The sequence below is a fragment of the Mesobacillus campisalis genome, from assembly GCF_000986785.1.
GTDB classification, from domain to species: domain Bacteria; phylum Bacillota; class Bacilli; order Bacillales; family Cytobacillaceae; genus Mesobacillus_B; species Mesobacillus_B campisalis.
Genome location: NZ_LAYY01000005.1, coordinates 92,273 through 110,233 on the forward strand (window position 1 = coordinate 92,273; position 17,961 = coordinate 110,233).

At 33.4% G+C, this 17,961-nt stretch carries 16 protein-coding genes and 1 pseudogene; 14 read left to right on the forward strand and 3 right to left on the reverse strand.

The annotated features are described in order from the left end of the window. The first annotated feature begins 55 nt into the window (after window positions 1-55). The 14 genes and pseudogenes from WQ57_RS05970 to WQ57_RS26125 all read left to right on the forward strand — a co-directional run. The gene (locus WQ57_RS05970) at window positions 56-1,291 is read left to right on the forward strand and encodes a glycosyltransferase (protein WP_046522829.1); all 1,236 of its coding nucleotides are present in this window, start codon (window positions 56-58) and stop codon (window positions 1,289-1,291) included. A 5-nt stretch (window positions 1,292-1,296) separates the two neighbouring features. Then, window positions 1,297-2,334 carry a polysaccharide biosynthesis protein gene (locus tag WQ57_RS05975; protein WP_046522830.1) on the forward strand — a complete coding sequence of 346 codons (1,038 nt, stop codon included), beginning with the start codon at window positions 1,297-1,299 and terminating at the stop codon, window positions 2,332-2,334. A 15-nt stretch (window positions 2,335-2,349) separates the two neighbouring features. Beyond that, window positions 2,350-3,459: a capsular polysaccharide biosynthesis protein CapF gene (locus tag WQ57_RS05980; protein ID WP_046522831.1), complete on the forward strand. Its 1,110-nt coding sequence runs from the start codon at window positions 2,350-2,352 to the stop codon at window positions 3,457-3,459. 3 nt (window positions 3,460-3,462) lie between these two features. Beyond that, window positions 3,463-4,587: a non-hydrolyzing UDP-N-acetylglucosamine 2-epimerase gene (gene wecB / locus WQ57_RS05985; RefSeq protein WP_046522832.1), complete on the forward strand. Its 1,125-nt coding sequence runs from the start codon at window positions 3,463-3,465 to the stop codon at window positions 4,585-4,587. Window positions 4,588-5,593: 1,006 nt separating this feature from the next. Beyond that, on the forward strand, window positions 5,594-6,586 hold the full coding sequence (locus WQ57_RS05990) for an EpsG family protein (RefSeq protein WP_162200602.1): 993 nt from the start codon (window positions 5,594-5,596) through the stop codon (window positions 6,584-6,586). 189 nt (window positions 6,587-6,775) lie between these two features. Then, entirely contained in the window at window positions 6,776-8,050 is a 1,275-nt protein-coding gene (locus tag WQ57_RS05995; RefSeq protein WP_052948653.1) for a glycosyltransferase family 4 protein, read from the forward strand. 280 nt (window positions 8,051-8,330) lie between these two features. Beyond that, complete coding sequence (locus WQ57_RS06000; protein WP_046522834.1) at window positions 8,331-9,383, forward strand: polysialyltransferase family glycosyltransferase; 1,053 nt, start codon at window positions 8,331-8,333, stop codon at window positions 9,381-9,383. Window positions 9,384-9,489: 106 nt separating this feature from the next. Continuing rightward, complete coding sequence (gene pseC / locus WQ57_RS06005; protein ID WP_046522835.1) at window positions 9,490-10,677, forward strand: UDP-4-amino-4,6-dideoxy-N-acetyl-beta-L-altrosamine transaminase; 1,188 nt, start codon at window positions 9,490-9,492, stop codon at window positions 10,675-10,677. Between the two features lie 9 nt (window positions 10,678-10,686). Next, window positions 10,687-11,421 carry a cytidylyltransferase domain-containing protein gene (locus tag WQ57_RS06010; RefSeq protein WP_046522836.1) on the forward strand — a complete coding sequence of 245 codons (735 nt, stop codon included), beginning with the start codon at window positions 10,687-10,689 and terminating at the stop codon, window positions 11,419-11,421. Between the two features lie 13 nt (window positions 11,422-11,434). Then, a complete protein-coding gene (gene pseG / locus WQ57_RS06015) occupies window positions 11,435-12,409 on the forward strand; it encodes a UDP-2,4-diacetamido-2,4,6-trideoxy-beta-L-altropyranose hydrolase (RefSeq protein WP_046522837.1) in 975 nt (324 codons plus the stop codon). A 9-nt stretch (window positions 12,410-12,418) separates the two neighbouring features. After that, entirely contained in the window at window positions 12,419-12,880 is a 462-nt protein-coding gene (locus WQ57_RS06020; protein ID WP_046522838.1) for a GNAT family N-acetyltransferase, read from the forward strand. 20 nt (window positions 12,881-12,900) lie between these two features. Continuing rightward, window positions 12,901-13,935 (forward strand): pseudaminic acid synthase, encoded by a 1,035-nt coding sequence (pseI, locus tag WQ57_RS06025; protein ID WP_046522839.1) that lies wholly within the window; start codon window positions 12,901-12,903, stop codon window positions 13,933-13,935. Between the two features lie 30 nt (window positions 13,936-13,965). Beyond that, complete coding sequence (locus WQ57_RS06030; protein ID WP_046522840.1) at window positions 13,966-15,234, forward strand: lipopolysaccharide biosynthesis protein; 1,269 nt, start codon at window positions 13,966-13,968, stop codon at window positions 15,232-15,234. Window positions 15,235-15,247: 13 nt separating this feature from the next. After that, window positions 15,248-15,487, forward strand: a pseudogene (locus tag WQ57_RS26125) (NAD-dependent epimerase/dehydratase family protein); the annotation flags it as partial. A 177-nt stretch (window positions 15,488-15,664) separates the two neighbouring features. On the opposite strand, the gene WQ57_RS06035 reads toward WQ57_RS26125, so the two are convergent. The 3 genes from WQ57_RS06035 to WQ57_RS06050 all read right to left on the reverse strand — a co-directional run bounded on the left by WQ57_RS06035 (window position 15,665) and on the right by WQ57_RS06050 (window position 17,901). Then, the gene (locus tag WQ57_RS06035) at window positions 15,665-16,189 is read right to left on the reverse strand and encodes a hypothetical protein (protein WP_046522841.1); all 525 of its coding nucleotides are present in this window, start codon (window positions 16,187-16,189) and stop codon (window positions 15,665-15,667) included. 724 nt (window positions 16,190-16,913) lie between these two features. Beyond that, window positions 16,914-17,435, reverse strand: coding sequence for a competence protein ComK (locus WQ57_RS06045; protein WP_046522843.1), 522 nt, complete (start codon window positions 17,433-17,435; stop codon window positions 16,914-16,916). A gap of 226 nt (window positions 17,436-17,661) precedes the next feature. Next, complete coding sequence (locus WQ57_RS06050; RefSeq protein ID WP_162200604.1) at window positions 17,662-17,901, reverse strand: helix-turn-helix domain-containing protein; 240 nt, start codon at window positions 17,899-17,901, stop codon at window positions 17,662-17,664. Between the last annotated feature and the right edge of the window lie 60 nt (window positions 17,902-17,961).

A 17,961-nucleotide genomic window follows, 5' to 3' on the forward strand; every position in this document is an offset into this window, starting at 1 on the left:
AATGAGATTATCTCTTTTATATATCTTCTAGTATGAAGTAGAGGTTGTGGAAAGAATGAAAGTACTATTTATAGGTGGGGTATTCTCAAAAGAAATGGAAGAAGTAATTCTTTCAAAATCAAAGGGAACAGTCCATTATGCCGCAAATAAATTCCAGTGGAATTTGATAGACGGGTTATTAAATATTGAGAAAGTTGATTTGGAAGTTGCCTCCGCTCCATTCATTGGAACTTATCCTAATGAGTATAAAGATTTATTTTTAAGAAAACATAGTTACGAATATAAAAACTTAGTAAATTGTACTTATGTACCTTTTTGTAATTTGTGGGGTTATAGAAATATATCTCGAAAAAACTCTTTAATTAGACAAATTAAAGAGTTTGTCATAGATAATTCTCCCAATAAGGTAATTATTGTGTACTCCCCACACACTCCATTATTACAGGCTGCTGTTTATGCAAAACAAAAGGATCCATCCATTCATATATGCTTAATTGTCCCAGATTTACCCCAATATATGAATTTAAATGAAAATAAATCACAAATCTACACCAAGTTAAAATCAATTGATATTAAAGTTTTTGAAAGTAAAGTGAAATATGTAGATTCATTTGTTTTACTTACAGAACATATGAAAGATGTATTAAAAGTGGAAAACAGACCTTACGTTGTAATTGAAGGGGTTGTTGATCCATCAACATCTTTTATTAAGAGGACCGAAGTCTCAAAAGAGACTAAGCAGACTGTTGTTTACACGGGTACCTTAAACAAAAAATTTGGTGTTGTTAATTTAGTTAAGGCTTTTAACTCTATTAAAAATAAAGATGTGGTTTTAAAAATTTGTGGTAGAGGGGACTCAGAAGAAATTATAAAAGAGTTTGCTCAAAAAGATGATAGGATTCGATTTTTAGGACAGATGTCAAACGAGGAAGCTGTTGAATTACAAAAAAATGCGTCTTTGTTAGTAAATCCAAGACAGAATAATGAAGAATTCACAAGGTATTCTTTTCCCTCGAAAAATATGGAATACTTATTGACTGGGAAACCTGTAGTTGCATATAAATTAGATGGAATTCCTAATGAATATGATAAATTCTTTTATTATGTGAAAGATAATTCACTAGATTCTTTAAGTGGAAAAATCGTGGAAGTTCTTAATTTGTCCGAAGATTATAGATTGAATTTAGGAATTCAAGCACGAGAATTTGTTATTGCCGAGAAGAACTTTAATAATGCTAGTGAAAAGATCATTAGGATGATAAATAAAAAGATAGAAAATAGGGATAGGTGATAAGAATGTTTGAAAATAAAATCTTATTAATCACAGGTGGTACTGGTTCATTTGGTCATGCGGTTATGGAGAGATTCTTAAATACTGATATAAAAGAGATACGTATCTTTTCACGTGATGAAAAAAAGCAAGATGATATGCGCAAACTTTATAAAAATGATAAGTTAAAGTTTTACCTTGGGGATGTAAGGGACATAGCTAGTGTAAAAAATGCTATGCATGGCGTTGATTATATTTTCCATGCAGCTGCCTTAAAACAGGTTCCCTCATGTGAATTTTTTCCTATGGAAGCAGTAAAAACAAATGTAATAGGCACCGAAAATGTTTTAACTGCAGCTATTGAGTATGGAGTGAAAAAGGTCATTTGCCTTTCAACAGATAAAGCGGCTTATCCGATCAATGCAATGGGGATTTCAAAAGCTATGATGGAGAAAGTTTTTGTTGCTAAATCTAAAACTGTTGATTCAGAGAGAACTCTTATTTGTGGTACAAGATACGGGAATGTAATGGCTTCTCGTGGGTCCGTTATTCCGTTATTTATTGAACAGATTAAAAATGGGCAGCCCTTAACTGTTACTGATTCAAATATGACGAGGTTCCTTATGAGCCTTGAAGAGGCAGTTGAGCTAGTGGTCTTTGCATTCCAAAATGCAGAGGCAGGAGATATTATGGTTCAAAAATCTCCTGCTAGTACAATTGGAGACCTTGCTCAAGCAGTGAAGGAACTTTTTGATGCAGATAATGAGATTAAAGTAATTGGGACCCGTCATGGGGAGAAGCGCTTTGAAACTCTTCTTACTAGGGAGGAATACGTAGTAGCAGAGGATTTAGGGGGGTTCTATAGGGTACCGGCCGATCAGAGGGACCTTAATTATGATAAGTATTTTGATGAAGGAAGTCAAAAGCTTTCTACTATTGAAGAATACAATTCCGATAATACTCAAATCCTGACTATTGGTCAGATTAAAGAAAAGTTACTAGAGTTAGAATATGTACAAAATGAACTTAAGCAATGGAATAAAAAAGTTCATGTGACAAGCTAAAGGTGGGATTGGTTGATGAAAATTCTTGTAACAGGAGCAAATGGTTTTGTTGGCAAAAACCTTGTGGCTGAGTTAAGAAATAGGGGATACAACCATATCTTGGAATTCACAAGAGATTGTGACTCAATGTTACTCGATAAATATACAAAAGAATGTGATTTTGTCTTTCATTTGGCTGGGGTTAATAGAACTGAAGATGAAATTGAGTTTATGGAAGGTAACTTTGGATTAGCATCAAAATTACTAGAGTTGCTCAAGAAAAATAACAATAAGGCTCCTGTCCTGATTACTTCTTCCATTCAAGCTGAGAAGGATAATCCTTATGGAAGAAGTAAAAAGGCTGGCGAAGAATCACTCTTTACCTATCATAAAGAAACTGGAATTAAGGTTTACGTGTACAGGTTGCCAAACTTGTTTGGAAAGTGGAGTAAACCTAACTACAATACGGTAGTGGCTACGTTCTGTCATAATATTGCTAGGGAAGTTGATATTACGGTTAACAATCCAGAAACTGAGCTTAACCTATGTTATATTGACGATGTTTTAGACGAGTTTTTAAGAGCGCTAGTGGGAAATCCCACTGTGCAGGATAACTTTTGTGTTGTACCTGTAACACACACTATTAAGCTCGGAGAGCTTGCTAATCTTATTAAAAGCTTTAAAAATAGTAGAACAAACTTAAGTATTCCTAATATGGAAGATGGTCTAACTAAAAAGCTGTATAGTACTTATTTAAGTTTTTTACCTGAGGATCAATTTGCTTATGAACTTAATGTTAACGGTGATAACAGAGGTTCTTTTACTGAATTTATTCGAACACCTGAAAGAGGACAAGTTTCCGTGAATATTTCAAAGCCAGGAATTACAAAAGGAAATCACTGGCATCATACAAAAAATGAGAAATTTTTAGTGGTTAGTGGTAAAGGGTTGATTCGCTTTAGAAAATTAGATTCCGATAAAATTATCGAATATAGAGTTAGTGGGGAAAAACTACAAGTTGTAGATATCCCAACTGGATATACCCATTCCATTGTAAATGTAGGAGAAACGGATCTAGTTACAGTGATGTGGGCAAATGAATGTTTTGACCCTGAAAAGCCGGACACTTACTTTGTGGAGGTATAGTATATGAAGAAATTAAAAGTAATGACAGTCGTTGGTACTAGACCAGAAATCATTAGATTGTCAGCTGTTATCAATAAATTAGAAGAATCAAATGCAATTGAACATACCCTTGTTCATACAGGACAAAATTATGACTATGAATTAAATGAGGTGTTTTTCAAGGATTTCAACTTAAAGAAACCAGATTATTTTCTAAATGCAGCTACGGGGACGGCGGTGGAAACCATCGGTAATATCTTGATTAAAATTGATCGGATTTTTGAAGAGCTAAAACCTGATGCTTTTTTGGTTCTTGGTGATACTAACAGCTGTTTGACGGCTATTGCAGCCAAAAGAAGGCATATCCCAATCTTCCATATGGAAGCAGGTAATAGATGTTTTGATCAACGTGTACCCGAAGAAACAAATCGTAAAATCGTTGACCATACAGCGGATATTAATCTAACTTACAGTGATATCGCCAGAGAATATCTTCTTAGAGAAGGGTTTCCTTCTGACCGAATTATTAAAACAGGAAGTCCAATGTTTGAAGTGTTGAACTCTAAAAAAGAGGATATTGAGAAATCTGATGTATTAGATAGACTTGACCTTGTAGAACGAGAATACTTTGTGGTTTCCGCTCATAGAGAAGAAAATATTAATTCAGAAGGCAACTTTCTAGATTTAGTAGATAGTTTAAATGCAATCGCTGAAAATTATAATATGCCCATAATTGTAAGTACTCACCCCAGAACTAAAAATATGATTGAGGCTAAGGGGATAGTATTTAATCCTTTGATTAAAACGCTGAAACCTTTAGGATTTAATGATTATGTTAAACTGCAAACAAGTGCAAAAGCTGTACTTAGTGATAGTGGTACAATTAGTGAAGAGTCCTCTATTCTTGGATTCAGAGCACTTAATATAAGACAGGCTCATGAAAGGCCTGAGGCCATGGAAGAGGCTTCGGCTATGATGGTGGGCTTAAAAAAGGAAAGAATATTACAAGGACTTCAAATATTGGAGGGGCAGTCGGAAAACACGTTAAGATTAGTTGCGGATTACAGTATGCCAAATGTTTCTGATAAAGTTTTGAGAATTATATTATCATATACAGACTTCGTTAAAAGAGTCGTTTGGTCTGAGTAATCTTGAATTATTGATAGGAGCATTCCTATTAGAAAGATTTTCAGAGACATGAAAAAAAGCCCTCTTGGAATGTTACGTGTGTGCAAGTTGTGTAGCGTGACCCTAATTTAGTTAATTAAGGATGACTCCCTAAGTGAACTACAAAACAAAGAAAGAAAATAAATCAAGTAGTCGGAAGTGATATAGGAGAGAAGACACTCTTCGCTTGCTTTTGTCGGTGACCGGGGGGCATGTACTACTAAATATCTTGCCGGTTTTACTGTGCAGCACTGGTTTTAAGGATTGATACCAACTTATTTTGACAGCCAAGAAAGAATATAAGGCTGAACCCGTGTTAGTCCAAAGTTCAGAAGCAAGTTATCGGAGGAAATCGCGCTGTCAGAAACATGCGGATTCTTTTCTGGAGTCACACAGCTCTTTTACGTCATTTGGAAGCGCAACTGTGAAATATGAATGGCTCTTAACAGTGCCGTAGTTTTGGATACGACCATTGTCGACTTACTAACTGAGAATGGTAGCTTTGCACAAGTAAGAAGCGTTCAACCAACATTACGGGAAGATTCCTCGGGCAGGCATAGAGGGCAAAAGCGCATTTCTAAGGCGGGAGGAAAGCTTTGACCCCTTCCTTTTCAGGGCGATGATATCGATGATCGGCCACAATGAAGCCGCAAGAAGGCTGCATGCATTTTATACAAATGGTAATGATAATAATCCATTACGCTAGAGCAAATCAATCAATCGTGGTTCTATGAGGGAAGCTTTTAAAGATGTTCCATGGATCAGCACGGAAGTGCTCGGGGCAAAGTAAATGATAAAAGACGGTCAAGAGTTATGGGAAGCGTACCCATTAACTGTAACAGAATCACAAATTTAATAACTTTCTTAGGGAATATGTTGAAAAACATTTGAGATCCCAATAAAGGTCAGACCGTTGGTATATCAATGTTTATATAGGGAGGCACTTAATATAATAACACACTTGATTTTCTTATTAGCTGTATTATTATTGTTACCTGCATTGAATAAAAAGTATCCTTTTTATATTCTGTCTTTTGGTGTTTTATTCTTATTTTTAGCTCTTAGATATGACTTTGGTAACGACTATATGAGTTATTATGGAGTTCACGAAGCATTAAACGCAGGTTGGCAATTAACATTGGGAAACGAAGAAATATTATACAAATACTTCAATTTACTTATTCCAAATTTTTATGTAATGGTAGCTATTCTTAGTTTTTTTTACATTTGTACTTTATTTTTATTAATAAAAAGTACATTGTATATAAGGCAATATTGGTTTGCTGTACTAATTCTATTGATTAATCCTTACCTATTTTTAGTTCATTTATCTAGCTTCAGACAAACAATAGCCCTATGTTTCCTAGTATTTGCGGTTCATTTTCTTACTAAGGGCAAGCGTCTTTTTTACTTTCTTTTTATTTCTATTGCTGTAGGTTTTCATCAAAGTGCCCTGGTTATGTTTCCGGTATATTTTTTATTGAATCAAAAAAAAATAAATGCTGTAAAGATAGTTACTATTATGGGTGTGGTAATTTTATTACTAATAACCCCTCTATCCGATACTTTATTTAAATGGATATTGGACTTTTTCCCTAAAGGCTATTCTTACTATTATGAACAGGGGCTACAAAACTCGTTAAGAGCAACCCTAATTTCTAGTTTTTACTTCTTCTTAATAGTATTAAACATTAATAAACTAACCGGACGAGAGCTTATATACGGTAAATTAGCTTTAATAGCAACCATAATATCTTTATTAGCATATAAGGCCTCTATGATTAATAGAATAGGTATGTATTTTGATATATTTTTAATTGTGACCATACCATTAATCTTCTCGAAAATGAAGCAGGGTAAGGTAAGACTTATATTATTTGTCGCTATGTTTGGAATCTATATTTTACGCTATTGGTCGTTTTTTAATAATCCAGTTTGGATTGAATTCTATGGTACCTACCAAACAATATTAAATAAATAATTAAAGTCTACAATTAGGAAACTCCCCAATCCATTCCGAGGCAAACGTAAGAGGTAGATATTTAAACAAGGGTAGCTTAATACTAGTTAATTAATAACGTAATTACATTGATAAGGTTGGAGTTGTCTAGTTAATATTAGAGCTTATGCCAAAAATCAACTGTATACAATTTGTTCAAAGGATGTTTTTATGAGAATTTTATGGTTAATAAATATCCCATTACCTGAAGCCAGTATACTAATGAATGAAGAAATTTCCCCATATGGAGGTTGGTTAATAAATGCATCAAAGTATTTAGCAGACCAAGAAAATATAGAATTAACAGTACTATTCCCTAAAAATAATGTTACATGTTCGATAAAACTTACTGGTAATAAAATTACCTATTATGCTTTTAAAACAGTTAGAGAACGAGACAAAAACTTGATAGATCAAAATTTATATTTTAAAAAAATTTTAAATGAAGTTAAACCCGATCTTGTGCATATTTATGGAACGGAATTGGCCCATACACTTTCGATGGTAAATACCTGTGAAATAGATAAAGTGAAAACAGTAATCTCCATACAAGGATTAGTATCGGTAATACAAAAACATATGTATGCTAACTTACCTTATAGAATTGTATATGGAGCTACCTTTAGAAATCTTCTAAGAAAAGATAGTGTTTCAGGGTTGCAAAGAATGTTTTATAAAAGAGGGGAAAATGAGGTCCAGGCCATTAAAAAAGTAAAACATATAATTGGCCGTACTACGTGGGATAAAGCATGCACAACACAAATTAACCCAAATGTAGAATATCATTTTTGTAATGAAACATTGAGAGAAGAATTTTACAAACACAAGTGGGATATAGAGAAATGTGAAAAGAATTCTATTTTTTTGAGTCAAGGTCAATATCCAATAAAAGGCCTTCACTATATGTTAGAGGCAATGCCACTTATTCTTAAGAGATATCCTAATACAAAATTATATATTGGAGGAAAGGATATAACAAAGTCAGAGACTATAAAAGATAAACTACTTTTGACTTATTACGGTAAATATATAAAAAGAATGATTCAAAAATATAATTTAGAACAAAATGTAATTTTTACAGGACCTCTAGATGAAAAGCAGATGTGTGAAAGATACTTGAAGTCAAATGTATTTGTTTGCCCATCTTCTATTGAAAACAGCCCTAACTCTCTAGGGGAAGCAATGATATTAGGAGTCCCTTGTGTCAGTTCAAATGTGGGGGGGATATCTGATATGTTAGAGCATAAAGACGAGGGATTTATATATCAAGCCGATGCACCTTACATGCTGGCATATTATATTTGTGAAATATTAGGAAATGAAAGTTTAGCTCAACAGTTCTCTAAAAATGCAAGAGAACATGCACTTAAAACACATAATTCTTTAGCAAATACTAAACAATTAATAAGGATTTATGAAGAAATTTTAGCAGAAAAAAAAATATAAGATAGAATTAAATATTATAAAATGTTGTTTAGAACACTTGGTCTTCTTTTCAATATGAACAAAATAAGTAATGTGATAATAAAGACGACCTTCAAAGTTTGTCCCACCCACATAATCTAGTTGCAAGTTGAGATTCCTCTGGTAATGACCCCTTTCATACTAAAGTTTTTATTTGTTAGGAGTTTTTCAATTCTTGATTTTTCAACTAGAATTACTCCAAGTGAAATGGTACTACGGTATACCCCTTTAGTGTTGGATAAAAGTTAAAAGGATGTATCATATGAAGATATTATATCTATGTTTCACACCTTATCATATTAAGGTCTCAAACTACCTTTCAAAAACAGAATATAAAAGCGATGAAAACCATATGATCCTATCATCGTGTTCAGGGATTAATGAGAATACCTTGAAAAAGTTTGTCAAGATTACTCAATATAAGACACTAAATTATACAGATATTGAATTATCATTAAGAGAAGGAGTTAAACTAGGAGCAAGTTATTTTAAAAAGTACAAAAGTAGTATCGAACACTTTATAAAAACAATAAAAGAACAAGAATATGATAAAATAGTGTACTTTTCGGATAATCCTATTGCATATCAATTGCTATTTAATGATATTAAACAAAATAGTGTTAATACAAAGCTTATGTTTGTTGAAGAAGGGACGGGAATTTATCTAAAAAATTATAGATATCCATTCAGATATAAAATTCTAATTTTTTTAGCTAAGATTTTATTTAATAATAATAATATAAGAGTATTTATGCATGGGAAAGGTGGATTTGAAGATGAAGTTCTATTAAGGGAACCTGAATTAATTGAGTCGAAAGGTAAAAAAATAAAGTTATCAAAAGACGAATTTAGAGAGATATTAATCAATAACGATTGTACCGAGAATTTTGTTTTGGAAAAGGGATCGTTATTTTGCCCATCATTTATTATTAATGACCCTAAAGTTAGAAATAAAGCATTTAATGAAATTTTTCTTTGTTATTACCAAAAAAGGGAATTTTTGTATGTGAAATTACATCCATCAGAAAGAGAAGTTGATTCACTACAAAAATTAGTTGAAAGTTATGACGGATATATCATAATACTTAACCGAGATGATTTAACCTCAGAAGACATTATAGTTAATCCAAATATAAAAGAAGTTATCTCTGATGTTTCATCATCACTAATAAATGCATATTATTTACGTGATGATATAAAAATAATAAGTTATCAAAATATCCTTATAAAAAAGTATGGGTTAAAATTCAAATTTAAATATTCGATTTTTGAAAATATGGTTGAGAATGGTATAATAAAACACTTTAGTTTTTAAATTTAAAAAGTATAAAAAAATATTTTATTAATAACGCCAATAAATAGTCAAATAACATTATTTATACTTTTATCCAATATACTACTTTAAAATTGGAGGAATAATAATGCTACCAGCAATAGCGGGCGGAAAGCCAGCAAGAGACGAATTTATCCCATATGGAAAACAATATATTGATGAGAAGGATATACAGGCTGTTAATGAGGTATTAAGATCTCATTACTTAACTACAGGACCTAAGGTAGAAGAGTTTGAAAAGAGTCTATGTGAATTAACTGGAGCTAAATATGCTGTAGCGATTTCAAATGGAACGTCGGCATTACATGCTGCTTGTTATGCAGCCGGAATCACCACAGGGGATGAAGTTATAACTACTCCGATTACATTTGCTGCATCAGCAAATTGCATTTTATATTGTGGAGGAACACCTGTGTTTGCTGATATTGACCCAGATACATGGAATATTGATCCCAAAGAAATAGAAAAGAAAATTACAAGTAGAACAAAAGCTGTAATAGCGGTGGACTTCACAGGACAGTCAGTTCAGCTTGATGAATTAAAAGAAATCTGTAACAGGCATAACTTAGTATTAATTGAAGATGCAGCTCATTCAATTGGAACTAAGTATAAAGGTATACCTGTTGGGGGAATCGCAGATATAACTACTTTTAGCTTTCATCCAGTAAAGACAATCACATGTGGTGAAGGTGGAGCAATTTTAACTAATAATCTAGAATACTATAAAAAAATGCAACTATTTCGTTCGCATGGAGTAACCCGAGATGTGAAATTAATGAGTCAAAATCCTTTTAACGGTTATAATGAACAAATTGAATTGGGATACAATTATCGTATGACAGACTTCCAAGCAGCACTTGGTTCGAGTCAACTGAAAAAGCTAGAAGCCTTTTCCAAAAGGAGAAGTGAAATAGTAAAAAAATATGATGAGGTTTTTTCAGAAATCCCACAACTAACAATTCAAAAGGAAATCCCAGAATCAGATACCACAAGACATCTTTATATCATTAGAATAAATTCTGAGACTTTAAAAGTAGGTAGAGAAGAAATCTATAAGGCACTAAATGCTGAAAATATCGGACTACAGGTACATTATATTCCAGTTTATCACCACCCTTACTATCAAGGTATGGGCTATAAAAAGGGGCTTTGTCCTATTGCTGAAAGATTATATGAAGAGATTATTTCTATTCCTTTGTATTATTCGCTAACAGATGAGGATGTCGATAGTGTAATTGAGGCTGTTATAAAAGTTATAAATTACTATCGAAAGTAGGGAACTAGTTTGAAAATTGCAGCAATCATACAAGCTCGAATGGGTTCAACAAGACTTTCAGGGAAAGTTTTGAAAGAATTAAAGGGAAAATCAGTGTTATCTCATGTGATTGAACGAGTAAGACAATCAAAATTTATAGAAGATATTATAATAGCAACAACCAACCATGAGAGAGACAATAATATTGAATCAGAAGCATTTAAATGTGGTAGTAAAGTCTATAGAGGAAGCGAGGATGATGTCCTTAGCCGTTATTATTTTACAGCGCAAGAGAATAACGTTGATGTCATCATCAGAATTACATCAGACTGTCCACTAATTGATCCAAATGTTATTGATGAAATAATTGAATTCTATTTGAATGGAAACTATGATCTTGTAACAAATGCTGGATCAGATTTAGAGCAAAGAACATATCCGAGAGGATTGGATACAGAAATTTTTTCATTTGAAGTATTAGAGAATGCATTTATTAATGGAAAAGAAAATTATCATCGTGAACATGTCACCCCTTTCATTTATGAACATAGTAATAAAATACATTATTTCAAAAACCAAGTTGATTATTCTAAATACAGATGGACATTAGATACCCAAGAAGATTTTAAACTCATAAGTGAAATATATAAAAGACTATATAAAGGAACTCATGACTTTTATCTACCTGATACCATTGAGCTTTTCGAGCAAGAACCCTATCTTTTTACAATTAATGCACATATTGAGCAAAAGAAGGTTAAGTAAAAGGAGGGGCATTATGAGAGTATTGATATTCACAGAAGGTGGAAGTCAAATTGGACTAGGACATATCTCTAGGTGTAGCTCCTTATATGATGAATTAGAAAATAGAGGAATTGAAGTGGAGTTCATCATTAATAGTGACATAGAGCAATTTGAGATAATAAAAGATAAACAATACAAGGTGGTTAATTGGTTAACAAAAAATTTTTTAACAAATTATATTAACCGTGACGATTATTGTATAGTAGACTCTTACTTAGCTGGAGAAGAGTTGTATAAGATTATTTCAGATCAAGCAAAAAAGGTTTTATTTATTGATGATAATGCAAGGATTAACTTTCCGGAAGGAATAGTTGTGAATCCATGTCTTAGTACCGAAGCAGTTAGGTATCCTAAAAATGATACTAACTGCTATTTAATTGGGCCTAAATATATTATTTTAAGAAGCCCATTCGTACAGGTTAAAAGAGAACATATTAATTCTCAAATTAAAGAAGTACTAATAACATTAGGTGGATCGGATATATACAATTTAACTCCGAGTATTTTAACGCAACTTAGTAGCAAGCCAGACATTACATTTAATGTTGTTATAGGGAATGCATTTGAAAATATTAAAGAGATAAAAAGTTTTGGTTCTAAGAATGTCAACTTTTATGAAAATGCCAGTGCAGAGGAAATGAAATCAATTATGTTAAGGTCTGATTTTGCTATAACCGCAGCTGGACAAACAATTTATGAGTTGATTAGCACGCAAACACCTTTTATTCCAATAAAAGTTATAGAGAATCAGCAGAATAATATATTAGCATTGAAAGAACTCGATTTGGTTGAAGAAACACTCGAATATAACACTCCTTTCTTTAATGAAAAGTTAATTTGTGAAGTCGAGAAAATAATGGTGTTAAAGAACCGTATTAACTTGACTAAAAAATATGAGAAAGTTATTGATGGATTAGGTAATAAACGAATTATTAATGCTCTAGTATAAGGAGAACTTATGGAAGAAAATTATTTTTTGAGAAAAGCAAAAGATGAAGATGTTAATGATGTATTTAAATTATCTAATGAGGATTATGTAAGAAAGTATTCAATAAATACTACTGAAATTGATTGGAAAGAACATAAGGCTTGGTTTGAAAACATTATGAATTCAGACAACCATATATTTTATGTGGTTACGGACCGTACAAATAAGTTTTTAGGACAATTGAGATATAGAGTAGAGAATGAGATGGCAACCATAAGTATTAGCTTATGCAAATCAATTACTGGAAGAGGATTAAGTAAAACACTTGTAAAAAATAGTATAGAGCTAATCAGCGAAGAAAGATATGAATTAAAGAAAATTATAGCTTATGTCTCAAACGATAATATCGCATCTAAAAAGCTATTTGAAAGTATAGGCTTTATATTACAAGAAAATAAGAAGGCAATGCTAAAGTACGAATATTTTATTTAACTAAAGGGGATTTTCGGTAAATGGTTATTGATAAAATTGATATATCTAAAAAAGTATTTGTAATAGCGGAGATGTCTGCTAATCATGGACATGATATAAATATTGCGAAAGAAACAATAAAAGCTGCTAAAGAGGCTGGGGCGGATGCCATTAAGTTACAGACCTATACCCCCGATACGATAACAATCGATTGTGATAATGAATACTTCCAAGTAAAACAAGGTACAATTTGGGATGGGAGAACTTTATATGATCTTTATAATGAAGCTTACACCCCATGGGAGTGGCATAAAGAGTTATTGGAATATGCGAAAGAATTAGACATTATGTGCTTCTCAAGTCCTTTTGATAAAACTGCGGTTGATCTATTGGAAAGCTTGAATGTTCCTGCCTATAAGATAGCTTCTTTTGAAATTACAGATATTCCATTGATTGAATATGTGGCAACAACAGGGAAACCTGTAATTATTTCTACTGGTATTGCAACTCTTAGTGAAATTGATGATGCAGTACAAGCATGTAGAAGAGTAGGAAATGACCAAATTGTTTTGTTGAAATGTACGTCGGCATATCCAGCAAAGATTGAAGATGCAAACTTATTAACAATGCAAAATTTAAAAGAAACTTTTAATGTTGAAGTGGGTTTATCAGACCATACTTTAGGTGTAACAGTACCTATTGTATCCGTTGCATTAGGAGCAAAGGTCATTGAAAAGCATTTTATCTTGGATAAAAGTATTGGTGGACCGGATGCAAGTTTTTCATTAGATAAACAAGAATTTAAATTACTTGTTGATTCAGTAAGGGATGCAGAGAAATCACTGGGAAAAGTAGATTATGAATTAACTGATAAGAAAAAGAAAAGTAGGGAGTTTTCTCGATCTTTATTTGCTGTTCAGGATATCAAAGAAGGGGAAACTTTTACTGAAGAAAATGTTCGTTCTATCCGTCCTGGCTATGGCCTTTCTCCAAAATATAGTAGGAATGTTTATGGATCGACTGCAAGTAAGGACGTTAAAAGAGGAACGCCATTAGGCTGGAACCATATAAAATAACGTGTACTCCAGAGATTGGAAGTAATGAAAATGACATACTTAGAAAAAATGTTCAAATTTCCAAACCTTTCTAATATTTTTTCGTTTGGCAGCGCAACATTAATTTCATCGGCGCTGTCATTTGTTTTAGGGGTTGTATCTAGAAATATATTAGGACCTGAACAGTATGGATACTGGGTTTCGTTATCTATGGCTTTTACGTTTATTCCTCTTTTACAATTTGGTGTACTAAATGCCATGAACAGGGAAATTCCGTATTACATTGCTCGTAACTCAATCGAGGAAGTAGATAGAATAAGGCAAAAAGTTTTTTCATACTTGATAACTGTTCCTATTTTTTTAATCCTGTTGTTATCTTTTTTTAGTTTGTTTGTGTATAAAAGTAATATTGCTTCAGAATACAAGGTTGGTTCTTTTTTTATTATTTTTATCGGAGTTTTGCTCTTTCTATCCGCATATGTAGAAATGTATTACAAATCAATTCAAGATTTCAAAAGTGTTTCTAAATTGATAACAGCAAAAGGCGTTGCTCAGTCTGTTTTAAGCATTATTTTTATTTTACTGTTAGGCTTTAGTGGTTTATTTCTAGGGATGATGGCAGGGCTGATAATTGAAATAATCATGGGTAGAAAAGCTTTTAGTAAAATGAAATTTATTTTAGATTTTCGATATCAAAACTATGTTCCATTAATAAAGATTGGCTTTCCAATATTAATGGTTGGATTAATCTGGTCTGTTCTTATTGCTACAGATAAAATTATATTAACAATTACGATGGATTCTTCAGCACTAGGGAACTATAGTGTAGCACTGTTAGTCTTCAGTACAATGATGTTATTACCACAGGTGATATCGCAAGTGTATTACCCAAAAATTGTAACGATGGTAAGTAAAGGAGAATATCAGCAAATAATACAGTCCTACAAAAGAGTGAACCTTGTTTTACTAGTAATCTCTATTATTGTAGTTTTAGTTGGACTACTTTTACTTCCACCAATAATCAGTTTATTAATGCCAGAATATGAAGGGGGAATTTTCTCAGCTCAAATATTGTTAGTGGGATTAATTCCTTTAACACTTGTAAATTATGCTGCAAACTATTTTAATGCTACTCATAATCAAAAATTATATATAAAAATACTTGTAGTGTGTATAGTAGTGAATATTGTGTCCAGTATATTGTTGTTATTAATTAAACTGGATATCTATATGGTTGCAGTCGGTACCTCAGCATCATTTTTATTATATTCTATACTTATGAATTTGTTTTTTTGGAAGATTATTAAAAAGGTGAAATAAGCAAGGGTGCCTGTCACTAGGCTCTGTATATGACGCAAACAAAAAAGTTCCATTTGAAGAAACAGATTTTGTGGATACCCCTGTTTCCTTATATGCTTCAACCAAGAAGTCAAATAAGTTAATGGCCTATACTTACAGCCATCTTTATAAGATTCCAGCAACAGGGCTCCGTTTCTTTACAATCTATGGTCCAATGGGCCACCCAGATATCGCCTACTTTGGTTTTACCGATAAATATTTTGCAGGAGATGCTTATGACTTATCTAGGTTTTTAGTGCAAGTTAAAGATGTATGATTTATGGATGATGTGGAGGAAACTGAGTAAAAGCGGATACAAAAGGCGCTAGACGATATCCAAATATTGGATTTTACCTAGCGCCCTAGATTTTTTGCTTACGTTCGCTGTGTTTGCCCCTGTTACATGCCCTCTTTAATTTTTCATCTTTGTATAGAACTTTTTTACAATTCTACTCACTACAGAAAACATTATAAATAGCCAAATAAGATTTATAAACCATATTGTATCGTCAACATGGTCTCCTTTTAAATAATCTTGATTAAACAGAAGAACAAGAATAGCTGTTAAAAAAGTGAACAGTTGAATGTAAAGATAAAATTTAAATGGTTTCCCTATTAAGTCAGGATCTTTTTGCTGTTCCATGTTTTTTAACTCTTTATTCTTAAAATATAAATTTAGCAATGCAATTAAAACTTTTGAAATTGTAAAAGATAAAGCTACTAAATTAATTATCCATTGAAGTTCGATTGGTCCGATAAGGTAGAAAAAGAATAAATAAACGATTATTAGAGCCAGCACAGTTGCAACAAAGTAATCAACTGCTTTGATAAAACTTCCCTCTTCAGCGTACTGTAATGATTTATTCAAAGTTATAGCGGCTGAAACCACGGCACACAACAATATTAAGCCTAAAGCTACTAATGCTAAAATCTCCATAAAACCACCTCCTTACTAATATTTTACAATGAAACTATACTGGATTAGTATCTAAAATACTACATTTTTTTAGGTGAAAGTAAAAAGTAGTAACGATAGGAACGGTGCCTGTTACTTCCTGAATAATCTTGTTTTACGGTTTTGTTCCACAAATGGGATAGAAAAGGTTGGCTGGACTTGGTGTTCCGGTGAATTTTTCTATCTTTTTTCTTTTTAACCTAGAAGCATTTTTTGTTTTTTATGTTGAATGTTTATGAGTGACGGTTTGCTCCATTAACCTTCCCTCTCAAGCTTCTCCTGTATGCCTTTCTACTTTGACTTTTTCTTCTCCTTTATTTTTTCGAAGTTCTCTATACTATCTATTTCTCTATTCTAATGAATTATATAAATTTTATATTTTAGGAGGTTCTGCTATGACGGTTAAGGTGTACAGTATCGGTTTGAAGGCTGGAGGACTATGTTGTTCAGGTGGAGGTGAGGATTTCGCCCGGGGCGGAGTAAATGGTGATTGTCGGGTTGCATACGTGTGCTGGAAATTGCAGCGTCTTAGAAACGGTGCCTGTCACTCCCCGAAAAATCTTGTTTTACAAATTGTTTCGCAAGATGCCGCGTGCCATTAACCATTTTCAAGCTTTAGTGGAAGTGGCTAAACTAGTAATATCCAAAAAGGAAGAGCCTCAGGTCTTCCTTTTTGAATTGGGCTAAAGAACTGATCTAGTTTTTCTTACTTACTATAACTCCTGTCCTTCCGCTTATTAGGATCAAGGACGAGAGTGTATGTATTTTTTGCGTTTTCTGTTGTCATGGCTTTCAGCTGCTCGGCGGTTAATAGCTTGTTGTTGAAGGAAGAGGGTCTCATGGGAATGAGCAGGGTGGTTCTGTTTTTAAAGTGGATCAGTGCTTTCCCGTTGTGGCTGGTGGCTCTTTTGATGTGGTAGGGGTTGAACCAGATGGTGTCTTCGTGCTTGGCGGAACGGGTTGGAAAGACGACGATTTTCTGGATGGGATTGACGGTAATAGGACACATATGAATCCCGCCGAGCAGCCACCGGGATGCTTCCATCGCCCCTTTGAGGGAGGACCCGGCATACAGGGTGCTGTAATGGATGATATCTAATGGAGACTGGTCGACGATGAAGGTTCTTCTTGTTTCGGTGACGAGGGTGCATGGCTTTCCATTTCGGTCGTACTGTCCCGTCATGTACATGATTTGGGGTTTGATGATGTAGTGCGGTTCAATGAACAAATGCTTCGACTCCTTTGGCAGCAGATCTGCTGGAAATGGTTTGGGCGAATCTGTTGTTTATCTGGGAGGGCCCTTGAAAGGGAGAGTTTGCTAGCAGGCTTGCCTTGCTGTTTACTGTTTGCTTGCCTGGGCATGGTGCTGACGCATTCGGACAAAATGAGGTAATCAAAAATTAAAGCGTTTACAAATGGCCAGATCGCCTTGATAGGACTGTTGGCGAAGGGGATTATAGATCCCCTTCGTCTTCCTCTTCTGAAAACGACCCTTTGCCGTTCTTCTCATAATCTTCAATTATTAGCCTGAAGAACTCAACAGGATCCATGTCGAGTGCCTTGGCAATCGAGTAAACTGTGTTGATTAAGGGCTGCTGGTAGTTGCCCTCAAGTTCCTGAATCGCTCTTGTACTAAGATCGCTCTCTTCCGCCAATTGCTCCTGTGATTTGAGACTGGCTTTTCTCAGCCTCACTAACACGTTACCTATGTATACGGGAGGGAATTTGCCCACTGAAAGTCTCCTTTTAAGACT